Genomic DNA, 15,117 nt, shown 5'->3' with positions numbered 1-15,117 from the left:
GCTACCGTGGCCTGCGCTGCTCTCGGGCCAGGGTCTGCGTCCACTCCTCGCGGGTCCAGTCCTGCTTCTCGTAGGCCGCGCGCTGCTTCGCGGTGAGGGCGTCCCAGGACGTCCCGGCCTCCAGCTCGCGCGGAGGGTCGAAGAGGCCGCGGTGGTCCTTGTCGAAGGACTCGCGCACCCGGTCGGCCGCCAGGGCCTTCATGTTGAAGCCCGTCTCACCCTCCAGCTTCTTGTCGCCGGCCTCGAGCTCGGCGATGACACCCCCGCCGAGCTCCGCCTTCTGCTCGTTGACCGTCACGTACACACTGGCGGCCTTGCCCGCGCCCAGCTCCATCTTCTTCGTCCCCTCCGAGTCCACGCTGAGCTTCAGGAGGCCCAGGTCCAGCGTCGTCTCCACGCTCCTCTCACCGGAGCGGCTCTGCGCCAGCTCGACCTCCAGGGGTCCGCCGCTCAGCACCACCCCGACCTCCTCCTTCATGCCGACCCTGCCCCGGGTGTCGACCTGCACTTCGTCACTCAGCTTGACGCCGTGGGACGTGAGCGAGCCCTTGCCATGGAGCTGGATGCTGCCTCCGGGACGCTCGTCGGTCAGCTCCCGCATCCGGGCGTTGACCGTCTGGTACGCGCGGTTCACCGAGTCCGGCGGGCCGAGGGCGCGCCGCCACTGCGCCGCGTACGCCTCTCCCGCCGGGTCCTTCCGGCCGATGCCGAGTACGTTGTCCTTGAGCTGCGCCTGCTGGGGCGGCCCGAGCGCCCTCAACTCCCGGAGGCGCTTCGCCCCGTTGACGGCGTCCACGTAGCGGCCGAGGTACTCGGTGTGGGCCCGGTAGAAGGCGGAGCCCACGTCCATGGCGTGCTCGTTCACCGCGCCGCGCAGGGACTCCGGCAGCTTCGGGTCGTTGCGGAAGAAGTCAGGCTCGGCCGGGTAGCCCAGCGGGCCCGAGGGCGCCGTGCCCTTGCGGCGCTCGAGCAGGCCCTTGGACTCGGCCTGCTCCAGGAAGGCCTTGCGCGTGTCCGGGTCCTGCGCCTTCACGTACTCGCCGAGCAGGCCGTCGCGCTCCATCCGCTCCAGCGCCGCGCGGTAGGTCCCGGGCTGCAACGTCCCCAGCGCCGTGTGCACCGCCTTCACGTCGCTCCCACTGACGCGCCAGTCGATGAGGTTGCGCGTCAGGTGCGAGCGGAGGGCTGAGTACACACTGTCCGGAACCTCGGGTGTGGATGCGGGCGAGGAGGTGGATGCGGGACCCAGCCTGCCGCCCCGTGCCGCCAACTCTCCCGCGGAGATGGCCGGGCCGGAGGACGCGGGTGCCGGCTTCGAGGATGACCCCTGGAGTGGACGATGGGTGGGCCCATCGTAGGCGCGCACCTCGTTGCGGGCGGCGGAGACCGAGGTGTCCTTCGCCCGTGACGGGGGCGGCGTCGGGCCGGGCTCCGTGGGCGTGTCGATGGGGACGGGGGTGCTGCTGGACGGGTCGATACGGGACATGGGCGCGCTCCTGTGGGAGCGCCTGCCCGGTGCAGCGGACGGACCAGCCCTTCCCCGGGCCCACGGTGCGGCGGGGCATCGCATCCGCCGGACGCCGAGTCCCCCGAGAGAGACTCCCCCGGAAACACGACGAGGACCGCGGCCCCACAGGCCCACGGTCCTCGCGTCACCGCCGCGCCATGTCGGCGGAATGGCTCAGAACACGTTCTGCGCGCGGCGGTAGTAGGCCTCGCGGCTCGCCATGCCGTTGTAGCCGCCGTTGATGCGGCGGGTGACCTCGCGGAAGTTGCCCTGGTCCGCGTAGCTGTTGAGGTTGCGCGACTGCCAGTACCAGCCCGCGATGCGGAAGGCGACGTCCGGGTCCTTGGCGCGCTCGGGGTGGCCTTCCAGGTCGATGCCCAACGCCTTGCCCGCGGCGCGGTAGTTGGCGCGGCCGGTGAGCTGGATGGGGCCGCGGCCCTTGTAGCGCACGCCGTCGCCCGGCTGCGTGTTGCCCAGGTCCTTGCGGCCCTCGTACGCCGCGCCCGAGGCAATCTCCTCCATGTAGCGCAGCTCGCCGCTCTCGTGCGCCAGCTGCGCCAGGAACATCTCCTTGCGCTGGGGCGTGGTGATGTTCGCCTCGGCCATCGCCTGGTTCAGGTAGGGCAGGTACTGCTTGGCCTTGGCCTCCGACAGGTTCGGCATCACCCCGCGCAGCTGCGCCACCGTCACGCCGGCAGAGCCACCCGGCGCCGGCTTCGGCCCGTTCACCCCACCCACCGGCGGCGGGTTCGACGGCTTGCCCGGCGATGCGCCACCGCCCGGAATCGTGAGCTTCTGGCCGACGTAGATCTTGTTCGGGTTGGAGATGCCGTTCGCCTGCTGGAGCGCGCTCACGGACGTGCCGTACCGGCCCGCGATGCCGCTCAGCGTGTCACCCGACTTCACCGTGTACGAGCCGCCACCGCCGGAGGCCGGCTTGCTCGGCGCGGCGGCGCCACTGCCCGGAATCGTGAGCTTCTGCCCGGCGTAGATGAGGTTCGGGTTGGAGATGTTGTTCGCCTTCTGCAGCGCGCCCACCGTCGTGCCGTGCCGGCCCGCGATTCCACTCAGCGTGTCGCCGGACTTCACCGTGTAGCTGGAGCCCTTCGAGCTCCCACCCGTCGCGCGAGGCGCGTCGAACCCGTCCACCACGAGCTTCTGGCCGACGAAGATCTTGTTCGGGTTGGAGATGCCGTTGGCCTTCGCCAGCTTGTCCGTCGTGGTGTTGAAGCGCCGGGCCAGGGCACCGAGGGTGTCGCCGCTGCGGACAGAGTAGGTCGTCACGAGAAGGGGCTCCTGGGGGGGAGGAGATGAACCGTGCCCACATTTTCGTCGGCGATGAGAAAGTGTTTCGTCCGGGCCGAAGTTATTTGATTCTCGAATCAGTCCGCTCTCACTGCACGGACGCGGAGGAGACGCGGAGGCGTTCCTTGAGAGCGCGGGCCTCGTCGGTGTCTCTCAGGCGGACCAGCGTCTGCACGTAGTACGCGAGCGCCCAGAGGTTCTCCTCGGGGATGGCGCCCTTCCACGTGGGCATGGCCGCGCCGCCCACGCCCGCGGCGATGACGCGGTAGAGGTCTTCGCGCTGCCGCTCGGCGGTGTAGGGAGTGCCCTCCACCGTGTCGCCCTCCTGCCAGACGGTGCGCAGCGGGTGGAAGAGGAAGTCCGGTGGGAGCAGCTTCGCCGTCTGCGTGGGCTCGCCCTGGGCGTCGACCGCCACCGGGTGCTCGGAGTCCCTCGGCTGCGCGGTGTACGGGTCCATCCGGGACAGGTCCACCTTGCGGCCCAGCGCCTTCTCCATCAGCACGGCCAGCTCCGCGCGAGGCAGGTACGCCACATGGCAGCTCGCGCAGCCCGCGTTCCCCGAGCCCGCCACGTGGTACGCGATTCTGCCGCGCTCCACGGCCTCCGACTCGCGGCCCTTCCACGGGTCCGGAGTGGGAGTGAGCGGCTGCCCCGGAGCCTCGTCCTTCCAGCGCGGGCTGAAGGTCTTGAGGTACTGCACCACGGCTTCCAGGTCCGACTCGGGCACGTCCCACGCGAACATCGGCGTGCCGTGCAGCCCGCGGCGCAGCGTGCGCTTCAGCGCGTCGTCGGTGGGCAGTTCTCCCGCGGCGACTCCGCCGAACTTGAAGAGACCCTGGCGGAAGCTGCGAGGCACCGGCCGCATCCCCCGCCCCGCCGGGCCCTGCCCGTCTCCCTGCTCGCCGTGACAGGACGCGCAGTAGTGCGTGTACACCGCGTGCCCGCGAGACAGCGTCTGCGCGGGCACGGTGCGCCCGTCGGCGAGCTTCAGCGGCTCGAAGGTGGGCGCGGGCTTCGAGCGGCAGGCGGCCACGGTGAGCAGCAGGAGTGCGAGGCCCGCGCGAGGAGCAGGAAGCTTCATGGGAGGTACACCGCCAGGAAGAGGAGCAGCCACATCACCGTCACGAAGTGCCAGCCGAGCGCCTGCCGCCGCACGGCATCCCGCACGTCCGCGCCCCGCTTGAGGCGCACGGCGGAGAAGAGCACACCCGCGAGGACGGCGAGCACGTGCAGCCCATGCAGCGCCGTGAGCCCGTAGAAGGCGGAGGCGGGCACGCCGTCATCGGGGATGCGCAGGTGGTGGTTCCACCAGGCGAGGTGCGTCCACGCCGCCTGCATGGCGACGAAGGCCGCGCCCAGCACCAGCGCCACCCGGAGGCCGCGCAGGAGCCGCCGTGCTTCGTCGCGACGCCGTGAGAGCACCGCGCTCCCCAGGAGGAGCGGCAGACCCGACAGTGCGAGCAGCCACGGAGAGAGGGGCAGCGGAGGCCACGGCTCGCGCATCCGGTACCAGCCGACCGCGAAGGTCAGCGAGACGAAGAACATCGTCCACGCCGCGAGCCCCAGCACCGTGCCGAGCCACCGCGTCGCCACGTCCTCGCGGGAGACCTCTTCCTCGTACGGCGCACGCATGGACACCCTGGGCTTCACGCGGCACCTCCCGACGTGGACACGCGACCCGGCGCCTCCGCGTCCACCGTGCCCGGCTCCGTCTCGGCGGCCTCTGGCAGGGGCTCCGCCTGACCAATCCAGTCCCGTCCCAGCTTCGCGAGCACCTCGGGCTGGGACAGCGCATGCGGCCCGCGCAGGACCTCGGGCACGGGGTCATAGTTCCAGGCGGGCGGCGGGCTCGGGGTGCACGTCCACTCGAGCGTCCCCACCTTCCACGGGTTCGCCCCCACCACCCGGCCCCTCGCCAGCGTCCAGACGAGGTTCACGATGAACAGCACCTGCGCCGCGCCGAGCAGGAACGCGCACGCGGACGTCCACTGGTTCAGCGGCAGCAGGTGCTTCAGGTACGTGTACTGGTACGGGTCATACAGCCGCCGTAACTGGCCCGCGTAGCCCGCCGCGAGCTGTCCGCCGAACACGCCGAGGAACAGCACCGCGCTCGACAGCACGTGCGCCTTCGCGAGCCCCTCGTGCAGCGCCCGCCCGAACATCTTCGGGAACCAGAAGTAGAGCCCCGCGAAGACGGCGAGGAAGCTCGCCGCGCCCATCGTCAGGTGGAAGTGGCCCACCACCCACAGCGTCCCGTGCAGCGGCACGTCCGTGGCCACCGCGCCCAGCGCCAGGCCGGTAATCCCGCCCAGGCCGAACACCACCATGGTGGACAGCGCCGCGAGCATGGGTGCCGTCAGCCGCACGCTTCCCCGCCACAGCGTCATCAGCCAGTTGAGGTACATCACCTCCGCGGGCAGGGAGATGAGCAGCGTCAGCACCATGAACGTGCGCCCGAGCAACGGCGACATCCCGCTCGTGAAGAGGTGGTGCGCGTAGACGAGCCCGCTCAGCGCCGTCACCGTACCCATGGCCCCCGCCGTCAGCCGGTAGCCGTGGGCGGGCTTGCGGCTGAAGAAGGCCACGAAGTCACCCACCATCCCCCACGCGGGGAGAATCAGGATGTAGACCTCCGGGTGGCCGAACAGCCAGAAGAGGTGCTGGTACACCACCGGATCGCCGCCTCCGCCCACCGCCGCCGCGCCCGCGATGAAGAACTGCGTGCCCAGCAGCCGGTCCATGAGCAGCAGCGCCGTGGCCGCCGCCAGCACCGGCACGAACAACACGTTCAGCACCGAGGCGAAGAACAGCCCCCACACCGTCAGCGACAGCCGGCCCCACGTCATCCCCGGAGCACGGCAGCGCACCACGGTGACGACGAAGTTGAGTCCGTAGAGGAACGCGGACGCCGCCGCGCACAGCACGGCCACCGCCACCAGCGTCTGCCCCAGGCCCGGAGTGAAGGCCGGCGTCGACAGCGGCGGATATGACGTCCACCCCGCGCTCGCCGGGCCGAGCCGCACCGCGAACGAGCCCAGCACCAGCGCTCCGCCGAGCGCGTAGAGCCAGAAGCCCACCACCGACAGCCGGGGAAACGCGAGGCCTCGCGCGCCGATGGACAGCGGCAGGACGAAGTGACCCAGCGCGCCGAAGAGCAGCGGTGTCACCGCGAAGAAAATCATGATGAGGCCGTGCATGGTGAACACGGCCGTGTACGCCGGCGGAGTCAGCGCGCCGCGCGACTCGGGGAGCGCCCACGCCAGTCCGGGCACCGGCTGCCCCGGATATGCCCACTGCCAGCGGATGAGCAGCGCCAGCAGTCCTCCAAGCAGCAGGAAGCCCAGCCCGCTCCACAGGTACCGCCGAGCCACGTCCTTGTGGTCCGAGGAGAAGAGGCTCATGGCGCCTTCCACTCCCAGCCCCAATGGGCCGCGAGGTCCTCCGCGTCGTACGACTGCGAGGAGAAGAGGCTCATGGCGCCTTCCACTCCCAGCCCCAATGGGCCGCGAGGTCCTCCGCGTCGTACGCCTGCACGGCCTGCTTCGCTGCTTCCCGCAGCCAGGTGGCGTAGGACTCCGGAGACATGGCCGTGAGCACGCCGCGCATCCGGTAGTGGCTGGTGCCGCAGTGCTGGTAGCAGGCCGCCTCCCACGCACCCTCGCGCGCGGCCTGGAACCAGGTCTGATTCACGCGGCCCGGAATCGCATCCAGCTTCACGCGGAAGTGCGGCAGCGAGAAGCCGTGCACCACGTCCGTGGACACGAGCTGCACCCAGACGGGCACGCCCACCGGGACGCGCAGGTCGTTCCACGTCACCACATCGTCGGGAGTGCCGAAGCGGCCGTCCTCGCCGGCGTACCGCGCCTCCCAGGACCACTGGTGCGCGTTGATTTCGATGCGCACCGTGCGCGGGTCCTCCGCGGGCACGCGGAAGTTCCACAGCACGTCGCGCAGGTAGCCCTCCGAGCCGAGCAACAACGTCCCATCCACCACCGCGAACGCGCCGAGCGCCAGGCCCAGCACCCAGGCCCGAGAGCGCCGCGTGCCTCCGTCCGACGCGGCCTGCTTCGCCTGGTGGAATCGCCAGACGGCCAGCACCAGCCACCCGAGTGCCACCGCGATGAGCGCCTCGTCGAAGCGGTGGCTCCACGCGAGCAGTTCGTCGATGCGGTGTCCGTGCGTGCTCGCGTCCTCGGGGAGCGACAGCGTCAAGGCGGTGCGCGGAGCTTCCGCGACGGTGCCAGGGGGCAGCGCCTTCACTGGCGCTCCTCGCGCATCACCCGCCGTGCGGCCCAGACACCGACTCCCACGAGCAGGAACGGCGCGAGCACCAGCGCTCCGAGCAGCAGCACCGAGCGCATCGTCGACTCGGGTGCCCGCAGCGTGCAGGAGGGACACGCGAGGACCTCAGCGGGGAACACCCCCAGGAGCAGCGCGAAGAGCGAAGCCGCCATGGGGAACGGCGTCCTGCCCCGCAGGTGGGGTGTCGCGTCACGGCCGGAGGTGGAGCGCTCGGCGGGCATCGGCACCTCTCGGGTAGCACGCGGACCCGGTCCCCTCAAGGCACCGGCGACTCCCACCCTCCCCCTGCTTCGCCGCCTGGCGGACCGCGCAGGCTCGCATTCACCGTGGAAGCGGGCCGGACCTGCTCGCTCTCCGCGGGCCTGCCTGCTCCCGAGGCGGCCGTGCGCCACCTACATCCCGTGAGAAGTCATGATGTCGCAGGGAAGCCGCCCGCGCTTGTGCCGGCCCCGGGCTTCCGTTACCTGGGGGCCCATGTCCGCCGAATCCACCCTCGCGGCCCCTCCGGTCCGTCTCACCCAGCGTCCCGGTTTCTGGGCCGGCATCGCCGTCGTCGCGCTCGGCATCACGCTCGCGGCGGGTGCCACCCTGGTGCGTGGCCGGAGCGAGCCGCTGCCCCAGCTCGGCGCCATGCCGGAGTTCACCTTCACCCGGCATGACGGCCAGCCCTTCGGCAGCGCCCAGCTCCGGGGACGGCCCTTCGTGGCCAACTTCATCTTCACCCGCTGCCCCACCGTCTGCCCCGCCTTCACGCGGAAGATGGTCGGCGTGCAGGAGCGCACCGCGTCGCTCGGGACGGGGCTCCAGCTCGTCTCCTTCTCCGTCGACCCGAAGTACGACACGCCCGAGCGACTCGCCGAGTACGGCCAGCGCCACGGCGCCGACTTCACCCGGTGGAGCTTCCTCACCGGTGACTACGAGCAGCTCAAGGACACCATCGTCCACGGATTCAAGATCAGCATGGGCCGCGAGGCCGGCGCACCCGAGGACGATCTGCTCTCCATCTTCCACGGCACCCACTTCGTCCTCGTGGACCGCGACGGGCAGATTCGCGGCTACTACGACAGCGCGGACAGCGACTCCACCGAGCGCCTCATCCGCGACGTCGAGCGGCTGAACCGCGAAGGGCGCTGAGCGGAGCAGCGATCTCCAGGACAGGCCCTCCGTCGATACGGGGCTCTCGTCCGGGCCGATTCAAGACGCGGGAAGGAACCAGCCCCCGCCCGGCGACCGGGTGCCGTGGAAGGAACCCTCATTCCGCGAGGCAGCCTCCTCCCGGCGACCGGCTGCCGTGGAAGGAACCCTCATTCCGCGAGGCAGCCTCCTCCCGGCGACCGGCTGCCGTGGAAGGAACCCTCATTCCGCGAGGCAGCCTCCTCCCGGCGACCGGCTGCCGTGGAAGGAACCCTCATTCCGCGAGGCAGCCTCCTCCCGGCGACCGGCTGCCGTGGAAGGAACCCTCATTCCGCGAGGCAGCCCCTCCCGGCGATCGGCTGCAGCGGAAGGAACCCTCATTCCGCGAGGCAGCCCCTCCCGGCGATCGGCTGCAGCGGAAGGAACCCTCATTCCGCGAGGCAGCCCCGCTTCACGGGTGGGAGCGGAATGAGCCTCCCCTCCGCGATCCCATCGCTCGGTGATGGGAACGGCAAACGCGGGTCGCTGGGGCGCGCAGCACCCGGGAAACGGGCCGGGCCCCAGCAGATCTGCCTCTGTCGCTCCCGTCTCGCGCACCGCGGGCCCTGTTCAGCCCCACGAAACATGTACCCCGCAAAGCCGGAGGGCCGGCCCCGCACCTTCGCGGGAAGCCGGCCCTCTCGTTTGCTTCATCGCGCCAGGGGCGCGAGCGCTCACTCCACGAAGCGGGCGTGGTTCTGCGCGATGATGTTCTGGAAGTTCTGGAGGCCGAACGGGTTCTCCGAGAACGCACCGACCTTGTCGGCCGCCGTCTTCACGCTCTGCGCGATCTTGGTCAGGTCCTCCAGCTTGGGGGCCAGCTTCGAGAGGAAGCCCAGGCCGCCCAGGGGACCCTCGCCCAGCAGGGACGTCGCGCCCTTCTTCACGAGGCCCTCGGCGATGGGGCCGAGGAACTTGCCCACGAACGGGAGGTTGCCGACCTTCTCGCCAATCTTCTTGGCGATGGGGGCGACCAGCTCGCCCACCGGCTTCTTCAGGAACTCGAGCGCCTTGCCACCGATGTCGGCGATGCCGCCGGCAACCTTGCTGACCGTGCTCGCAACCTTGCCAACCGTCTCAGTGACCTTGCTGACGATCTTAGCGATGCCGCCCATGGTAGTACCCCTTGGATTTCTTGAAGTTTGAGGAGGATTTTTGTGCCGGAGATGAAGCTCGAAAGGATTCTCGGGAGAGCCGCTGAAATGTTTCCTCGAGATTTATCGTTCGAATTTCATTCCCGGCACGCCCTGCCGGACGGCATTACGCGCGGTTACCGCCGCTCCCACCCCGCTTGAGCTGATCCAGCAGCGCCTTCTGGGCGGCGGGGTCCTGCGGGGCGGCGGCCTGCTCCTGCTGCGGCGACAGCGAGGGCTTTCCGGCGGACCCCTTCTCCTGGGTGAACTTGGACGCCTCGAAGTCCGGGGGTGAGCCGGGCAGCTCGCCCTTCATGCCCTTGACGATGAGGGTGGCGACCTCGTCGGTGGTCATGGGGGTGAAGCCGTTCTTCTTCAGCTCCTCGTCGGAGACGACTGCGAGCTCGGGCTCCTTGTCCTTGTCCTGGGCGTACTTGAGGACCAGCTCCACGTAGTCCTCGAGCTTCATGCTCACGGCTTCGGCGATCTTCTTCGTCTCCGGGTCCTTGAGCAGCTCGGCACGGACCACCTCGACGGGCCGCTTGAGACCCCGCTTCGGCTTGTTGGCGTTCTCCTGCGTCATGTCTTGCTCCGGGATGGGGTGGGGAGAGGCAGTGCGTCAACCTTAGCCCAGTTTTCCCGGTTCACACATTCCCGCCCGGATTGGACTCCGGTGCCGAGGCCAGCGCGCGCTGGTACGTCTCCAGATCCCAGGGTGAGAAGAGCACCACGGTGACCTTCTCGAGCTGGGGCAGCCGCGCCAGCGCCGCCTGCATCTCCCGCAGGGCGATGGGCGCGGCCTTTTCGATGGGGAAGCCGTAGGCGCCGGTGGAGATGGAGGGGAACGCCACCGAGCGCAGCCCGTGCTGCTCCACCAGCGCGAAGACGCTCTTGTAGCAGCGCGCGAGCACCGCCTCCTCGGCCTGGTTCCCTCCGCGCCACACCGGGCCCACGGTGTGGATGACGTGGAGCGCGGGGAGCCGGTAGCCCTTCGTCAGCTTCGCCTGACCTGGAGGACAGCGGCCCAGGGTGCGGCACTCGGCGAGCATCTCCGGACCGGCCGCGCGGTGGATGGCGCCGTCCACACCGCCTCCACCCAACAGCGAGCTGTTGGCGGCGTTGACGATGGCGTCAGCGGCGACCTTGGTGATGTCTCCCTGCACGAGCTCCAGCTTCACGTTCCCTCCTCGCGTGGATGGCGGCGCACCGGAGACGGCACGCCAGCACACCGGCTGACGGGAAGGGAGACGATGGCGGAACGCACCGCCGCGAGCTTCGGGCTGAGAACAGACGCGCGGGCGCGGCGCCCGCCATCACGGGTGGGCGCCACGGATGCCGCAGGGTGCCCCATCACGGGTGGACACCGTCTCGGTGAAGCACGGCGCCCCTCACGGGTGGCACCGTCTCGGTGAAGCACGGCGCCCCTCACGGGTGGGCACCGTCTCGCCTCGATGAACCGCGCGTCTCGCCTCGATGAACCGCGGGCCCCTTCTTCAGCGGACCACGCGCCTCGCCTCGATGAACCGCGCTCCGCGCCTCAGCGAACCGCGCTCCGCGCCTCAGCGAACCGCGTTCCTCGAAGCCGCCTTGCGCGTGACGGCGACGACCTTCCGCTTCGGGGCGATTCGCGTCACCGTACCGGGGCGTCGGGCGTCGGCCGCCGCGCGGGCCTTCTCCTCGGCGGCCTTCGCCGCGGCCAGCTTCGCCGCGAGCTGCTCCGCCTGCCGCGCCCACCGCTGCCGCAGCAGGTCGCGCAGGCCGTCCTTCTGCAGGTCCACCTGTGCCTGATGCAGCCGGTAGTGCAGGTCCTCGCGCAGCGTGCCGCGCGTCAGCGCCGCGTCCGCCGCGCCGGACAGGCCCACCACCACCTTGGGCCGCTCCTCCTGCATCTGCAGGCAGCGCAGCAGCGCGAACTGCGCGTCACGCCCCAGCTTCGCCACGTCGGGGATGAACACCACCCCGTTGGGCTGCTTGAGCGCTCCGGGCAGGTCCACCGCCTGCCTCACTTCCACCAGCTCCACGTCGAAGCTGCGCGCGGCCTCCTGTGCCCAGGAGCGGCGCTCCTCCTCCGTGCCGCCATGGATGAGCAGCGACGAACGGTTACAGACGAGTTCCTCTTCACGATACCCGCGCGGTGTCACCGGATGACCCCCTGCTGTCTGGAAAATCGTGTCTGAGGGAGTCTAACGCCCTACCGGGTCCTCCGTTCAATGGGTGACGCGTCTTCACAGGTATGTCACATCGCATCCCACCTGAAATCCCTTTCACGTGAGACAAGGTGGGCTGACAGGAATTACCCTCAGGCGGTGGGCACCACCATGACGGGCCGGCGGCAGCGGGCCACCAGCTCGCGGGCCACCGCGCCCTTGAGGGCATCCGGCTCCCGCGAGGGCTCCGGCGAGGTGCCCACGCACACCAGGTCCACCCCTTCGCGCTCCGTGGCCTGGCAGATGGCCAGCGTCACGTCGTCCCCGGAGACGCCCTCCACGCTCCAGTGCACCGCCTGCGACCCCGCGTCGCGCGGCACCAGCTCCCACAGCCGCTGGAGCACCCGGTCCTTCTCCCGCGGCGGCTCGGGCAGCACGCCGTAGTGGTCGTGGAAGGCCACCTCCCCCGAGCGCCGGCGGTGGACGTGCAGCAGGTGGACGCGGCCTCCGGGCCCCACCAGCGAGCGCGCCTGGGAGATGGCTCGCGCGCTGGCCTCCGAGAAGTCCACCGGCACCAGCACGCTGCGAGGCGCCACGGCCGGACGCGGCTCGCGCAGCGAGGGCGGCACGCACGCCACGGACTGCTCCGCGTGCCGCAACACCCCCGCGGACACCGAGCCGTGCCACAGCCGGCCCAGCCCGCCGCGCGCGTGCGTGCCCACCACGACCAGGTCCGCCCCGCGCGCGTGCGCCACATGCAGCAGGTGGTCCGCCGGCCGCCCGAAACCGGGCTCCAGCACCACCTCCAGGCGCCCTTCTCCCTCGAGCATCCCCACCCGCTCGCAGACGTCGCGTTGCAGCACGCGCTCCACCGCGGGGTCCAGCGCCTCCATGTTCCGCACCGTCGGCTCCAGCACCTCCACGTGCACGGGCGTGTGGATGCCCAGCCGCTCACGCGCCTCCAGCGGCGAGCACACGTAGGTGGCCAGCACGTCGCACGGGCCCACGCGGCGCACCTCGCGGAGGAACGTCACCGCGGCGTCGGAGGTGGCCGAGCACGGGTCCACCCCCACCATCACCAACAGCCGCCTGCGCCCGCGCAGCCAGTCCACCAGGGCCGCCTCGCGCCGCACCGCCAACACCGGGGCGCAGCCGTGCCTCGCCAGCCGCTCCGGCATGGAGGCGCGCCGCCACGCCGGGGGGCGCCACCCGTCGGCCGCCACCACCACCCAGCGCCCGTGCCGGCACTCCTCGTCGCTGAGCACCTCCTCCGCCGCGGTGCTGGAGCGCAGCACGGGCCGCACCACCCCGGCCACCGGCCTCAGCCGGGCGCTCTCTGCCTCCAGCCGCTGGAGGGCAGCCGACTCCGCGTCCCTCCCCATGGGGCCGGGGGGTTCACCGTCCAGGACGCCGAGCAGCAGCAGGGGCTCGCCCAGCCTGGCCGCCAGCGCCGCCGCCACGTTCGCTGCCTCGACCGACTCGGGGGAGAGGTTCGTCGCACAAACGATGGCCATGGCCGCCCTCCTTCATCGGGGTGGCGGGAGCCACCCCGTGAGGGAACAGATGCACACGGCGCCGCCGGGCGGCATACGCCTCCGCTCGCCCGCCCCCCTGCTTCGAGGGACGGCCGGGGCGTCACTTCGCGCGCGGCGTGCCGTGCCCGTCGGAGTTGGTGTGGTCCTGCTCCTCGCCCTTGCCGCCCCGCAGGTCGTCCTGGCCCAGGGTGATGAGAATCACCCGCTCGCCATTGCTGGTGTAGCGGTACGGATGGCCCCACGGGTCCAGCGGCAGGGACGGGAGGTACTTGGGCACCAGCAACTGCTGGAGGTCCGCTTCCTCGGGCAGGGTGTTCCCATCCGCGCGGTAGCGCTCCAGCGCGTCCTCCAGCACCGCGAAGTCCTGGTGGATGCGGTCCGAGTGGATGGCGCGGGAGCGGAAGAGGGCCGAGCCCAGCACCGTGCCGATGAGCGCGAGCGCGAACACCAGCCCCACCCAGAGGATGGGAGAGCGTCGGGAAGGCGGCGGCAGGGCGTCCGAGGTGGGGCTCATGGGCGCCCTTATAGCGCGCGGTACAGCGGGACGGGCTGCTGCTTGCCCTTCAGCCGCACCGGCGGCAGGTCCTCGAAGGCGGTGTCATTCGCGTTGACCAGCTCGCGGGTGCGCTCGCCGACGAGGATTTCCCCCGGGCCGGCCAGCGCGCACAGCCGCGCGGCCACATTCACCGCGTCGCCGATGCAGGTGTACTCCGCGCGCACCGTGCTGCCGATGTTGCCCGCGACCACGACGCCCGAGTTGATGCCGATGCCCAGCTCCAGCACGAGCGGCCGGCCCTCGCGCCCGTTGGCGGCCCACTCCGACTCCGCCTCGATGCGCAGGTCCGCCATGGCGTCCATCATCATCTTCGCGCACTGGAGCGCGCGCAGCGCGTCGTCCGTGCGGGCCACCGGCGCGCCGAAGACGGCCATCAGCCCGTCGCCGAGGAACTTGTCCAGCGTGCCGCCGCAGGTGAAGACCGCGTCCGACAGCCGCCCCAGCACCTGGTTGAGCACGCCGACCACCTGCTCTGGCGGCAGGCTCTCCGCCAGCCCGGTGAAGTTGCGGATGTCCGAGAACAGCACCGTCACCTCGCGCTTCTCACCGGTGAGCACCACCGCGTCCGCGCTCTTGAGGATTTCGTCCACCACCGCGTCGGACGTGTAGCGCGCGAACAGCTTGCGCATGCGCTCCGTCTCGCCGGTGCGCCGCACCACGCTCTCGATTCGCGCGGCCAGCTCGTCCATGGAGGCGGACTTGTTGACGTAGTCGTCGGCGCCCGCGCGCAGGCCGCGCACGCGCTCGGCCTCGCGGTCATTCGCGGTGAGGATGATGACCGGCACGCCGCGGCTGGGGCCTTCCTTCAGCCGCCGGCACAGCTCCACGCCGTCCAGGCCGGGCATCTCCAAATCACTCAGGACGATGGCGGGCTGCAGGCGGCTCATGCCCTCCAGCGCCTCGAACGGGTCCTGGTAGCAGAGCACCTCGTAGTTCAGCGCGACGAGCCCCTCCTGCACGAAGGCGCAGGCCAGCGGGCTGTCGTCCACCACCACCACGCGGCGGCGGCCGTCGATGAAGGGCCGCGGGGCCTCCTGCCGACCGGCGATGCGGTTCTGCAGGCCGAGCGCCTCGTAGATTTGCTTGTACGTGCAGTGGCCCAGCTCGACGAGGATTTCGCCCAGCTTGCGGCCGTCGCGGCGCTGGCGGGCGAGCGCCTCCTCGAGCTGCGCCAGCGTCACGTACTTGAGCCCCACGAGCAGCTCGCCCAGCGCGGGCTGGAGGGGGCTCTTGTCCTGATGCAGCCCGAGCGCCTCGCCCAGCGCGTCCTGAATCTGCTCGCGCGTGACGTAGCCGAGGGAGATGAGGGCCTCACCCACGCGCTGGCCGGTGAGGGCCTGCAGGGCAAGGGCCTCCTGCACCTGACTGGGCGTGACGATGCCCAGCTTGAGCAGCAGGTCACCGAACAGGGGGCTCGAAGCACTCATGCGCCAATCCTACACCGCACGGGTGGCATGTG

Annotated in this window: 15 protein-coding genes; 1 reads left to right on the top strand and 14 read right to left on the bottom strand. The window is 70.8% G+C overall.

From position 1 onward, the window contains the following. Position 1: 1 nt before the first annotated feature. From OV427_RS21715 to OV427_RS21685, 7 genes are all read right to left on the bottom strand, one after another. On the bottom strand, positions 2 to 1,486 hold the full coding sequence (locus OV427_RS21715; RefSeq protein ID WP_267858055.1) for a hypothetical protein: 1,485 nt from the start codon (positions 1,484 to 1,486) through the stop codon (positions 2 to 4). 195 nt (positions 1,487 to 1,681) lie between these two features. Beyond that, the gene (locus OV427_RS21710) at positions 1,682 to 2,791 is read right to left on the bottom strand and encodes a LysM peptidoglycan-binding domain-containing protein (RefSeq protein WP_267858054.1); all 1,110 of its coding nucleotides are present in this window, start codon (positions 2,789 to 2,791) and stop codon (positions 1,682 to 1,684) included. Between the two features lie 109 nt (positions 2,792 to 2,900). Beyond that, positions 2,901 to 3,893 carry a c-type cytochrome gene (locus OV427_RS21705; protein ID WP_267858053.1) on the bottom strand — a complete coding sequence of 331 codons (993 nt, stop codon included), beginning with the start codon at positions 3,891 to 3,893 and terminating at the stop codon, positions 2,901 to 2,903. Continuing rightward, on the bottom strand, positions 3,890 to 4,462 hold the full coding sequence (locus tag OV427_RS21700) for a cytochrome c oxidase subunit 3 (protein ID WP_267858052.1): 573 nt from the start codon (positions 4,460 to 4,462) through the stop codon (positions 3,890 to 3,892). Before OV427_RS21700 ends, OV427_RS21705 begins: the two co-directional genes overlap by 4 nt. Further along, entirely contained in the window at positions 4,459 to 6,213 is a 1,755-nt protein-coding gene (locus OV427_RS21695) for a cytochrome c oxidase subunit I (protein ID WP_267858051.1), read from the bottom strand. Before OV427_RS21695 ends, OV427_RS21700 begins: the two co-directional genes overlap by 4 nt. A 70-nt stretch (positions 6,214 to 6,283) precedes the next feature. Continuing rightward, complete coding sequence (locus OV427_RS21690; RefSeq protein WP_267858050.1) at positions 6,284 to 7,072, bottom strand: cytochrome c oxidase subunit II; 789 nt, start codon at positions 7,070 to 7,072, stop codon at positions 6,284 to 6,286. Continuing rightward, on the bottom strand, positions 7,069 to 7,335 hold the full coding sequence (locus OV427_RS21685; protein ID WP_267858049.1) for a hypothetical protein: 267 nt from the start codon (positions 7,333 to 7,335) through the stop codon (positions 7,069 to 7,071). The genes OV427_RS21690 and OV427_RS21685 overlap by 4 nt, the downstream gene beginning before the upstream one ends. Positions 7,336 to 7,588: 253 nt before the next feature. Here OV427_RS21685 and OV427_RS21680 point away from each other — a divergent pair, with 253 nt between their 5' ends. Next, on the top strand, positions 7,589 to 8,248 hold the full coding sequence (locus OV427_RS21680; RefSeq protein ID WP_267858048.1) for an SCO family protein: 660 nt from the start codon (positions 7,589 to 7,591) through the stop codon (positions 8,246 to 8,248). 713 nt (positions 8,249 to 8,961) lie between these two features. On the opposite strand, the gene OV427_RS21675 is transcribed toward OV427_RS21680, so the two are convergent. The 7 genes from OV427_RS21675 to OV427_RS21645 all read right to left on the bottom strand — a co-directional run bounded on the left by OV427_RS21675 (position 8,962) and on the right by OV427_RS21645 (position 15,085). After that, a complete protein-coding gene (locus tag OV427_RS21675) occupies positions 8,962 to 9,402 on the bottom strand; it encodes a hypothetical protein (protein ID WP_267858047.1) in 441 nt (146 codons plus the stop codon). 145 nt (positions 9,403 to 9,547) lie between these two features. Continuing rightward, positions 9,548 to 10,003 carry a hypothetical protein gene (locus OV427_RS21670; RefSeq protein WP_267858046.1) on the bottom strand — a complete coding sequence of 152 codons (456 nt, stop codon included), beginning with the start codon at positions 10,001 to 10,003 and terminating at the stop codon, positions 9,548 to 9,550. Positions 10,004 to 10,064: 61 nt separating this feature from the next. After that, entirely contained in the window at positions 10,065 to 10,598 is a 534-nt protein-coding gene (locus tag OV427_RS21665; protein WP_267858045.1) for an O-acetyl-ADP-ribose deacetylase, read from the bottom strand. 381 nt (positions 10,599 to 10,979) lie between these two features. Then, positions 10,980 to 11,561, bottom strand: a complete 582-nt coding sequence (locus tag OV427_RS21660) for a Fis family transcriptional regulator (protein WP_267858044.1) — start codon at positions 11,559 to 11,561, stop codon at positions 10,980 to 10,982. 158 nt (positions 11,562 to 11,719) lie between these two features. Beyond that, the gene (locus OV427_RS21655) at positions 11,720 to 13,081 is read right to left on the bottom strand and encodes a universal stress protein (RefSeq protein ID WP_267858043.1); all 1,362 of its coding nucleotides are present in this window, start codon (positions 13,079 to 13,081) and stop codon (positions 11,720 to 11,722) included. Between the two features lie 121 nt (positions 13,082 to 13,202). Continuing rightward, positions 13,203 to 13,616, bottom strand: coding sequence for a type II secretion system protein GspG (locus OV427_RS21650; RefSeq protein ID WP_267858042.1), 414 nt, complete (start codon positions 13,614 to 13,616; stop codon positions 13,203 to 13,205). Positions 13,617 to 13,624: 8 nt separating this feature from the next. Further along, the gene (locus OV427_RS21645; RefSeq protein WP_267858041.1) at positions 13,625 to 15,085 is read right to left on the bottom strand and encodes an adenylate/guanylate cyclase domain-containing protein; all 1,461 of its coding nucleotides are present in this window, start codon (positions 15,083 to 15,085) and stop codon (positions 13,625 to 13,627) included. Between the last annotated feature and the right edge of the window lie 32 nt (positions 15,086 to 15,117).

The sequence above is a fragment of the Pyxidicoccus sp. MSG2 genome, assembly GCF_026626705.1.
In the GTDB taxonomy this organism is placed as follows: domain Bacteria; phylum Myxococcota; class Myxococcia; order Myxococcales; family Myxococcaceae; genus Myxococcus.
This window is presented reverse-complemented; position numbering and strand designations above follow the sequence as displayed.

Coding starts and splice junctions, on each gene's coding strand:
- OV427_RS21645 (WP_267858041.1), bottom strand. CDS start 15,085: ATGAGTGCTTCGAGCCCCCTGTTCGGTGACCTGCTGCTCAAGCTGGGC.
- OV427_RS21695 (WP_267858051.1), bottom strand. CDS start 6,213: ATGAGCCTCTTCTCCTCGGACCACAAGGACGTGGCTCGGCGGTACCTG.
- OV427_RS21715 (WP_267858055.1), bottom strand. CDS start 1,486: ATGTCCCGTATCGACCCGTCCAGCAGCACCCCCGTCCCCATCGACACG.
- OV427_RS21675 (WP_267858047.1), bottom strand. CDS start 9,402: ATGGGCGGCATCGCTAAGATCGTCAGCAAGGTCACTGAGACGGTTGGC.
- OV427_RS21670 (WP_267858046.1), bottom strand. CDS start 10,003: ATGACGCAGGAGAACGCCAACAAGCCGAAGCGGGGTCTCAAGCGGCCC.
- OV427_RS21655 (WP_267858043.1), bottom strand. CDS start 13,081: ATGGCCATCGTTTGTGCGACGAACCTCTCCCCCGAGTCGGTCGAGGCA.
- OV427_RS21650 (WP_267858042.1), bottom strand. CDS start 13,616: ATGAGCCCCACCTCGGACGCCCTGCCGCCGCCTTCCCGACGCTCTCCC.
- OV427_RS21705 (WP_267858053.1), bottom strand. CDS start 3,893: ATGAAGCTTCCTGCTCCTCGCGCGGGCCTCGCACTCCTGCTGCTCACC.
- OV427_RS21685 (WP_267858049.1), bottom strand. CDS start 7,335: ATGCCCGCCGAGCGCTCCACCTCCGGCCGTGACGCGACACCCCACCTG.
- OV427_RS21680 (WP_267858048.1), top strand. CDS start 7,589: ATGTCCGCCGAATCCACCCTCGCGGCCCCTCCGGTCCGTCTCACCCAG.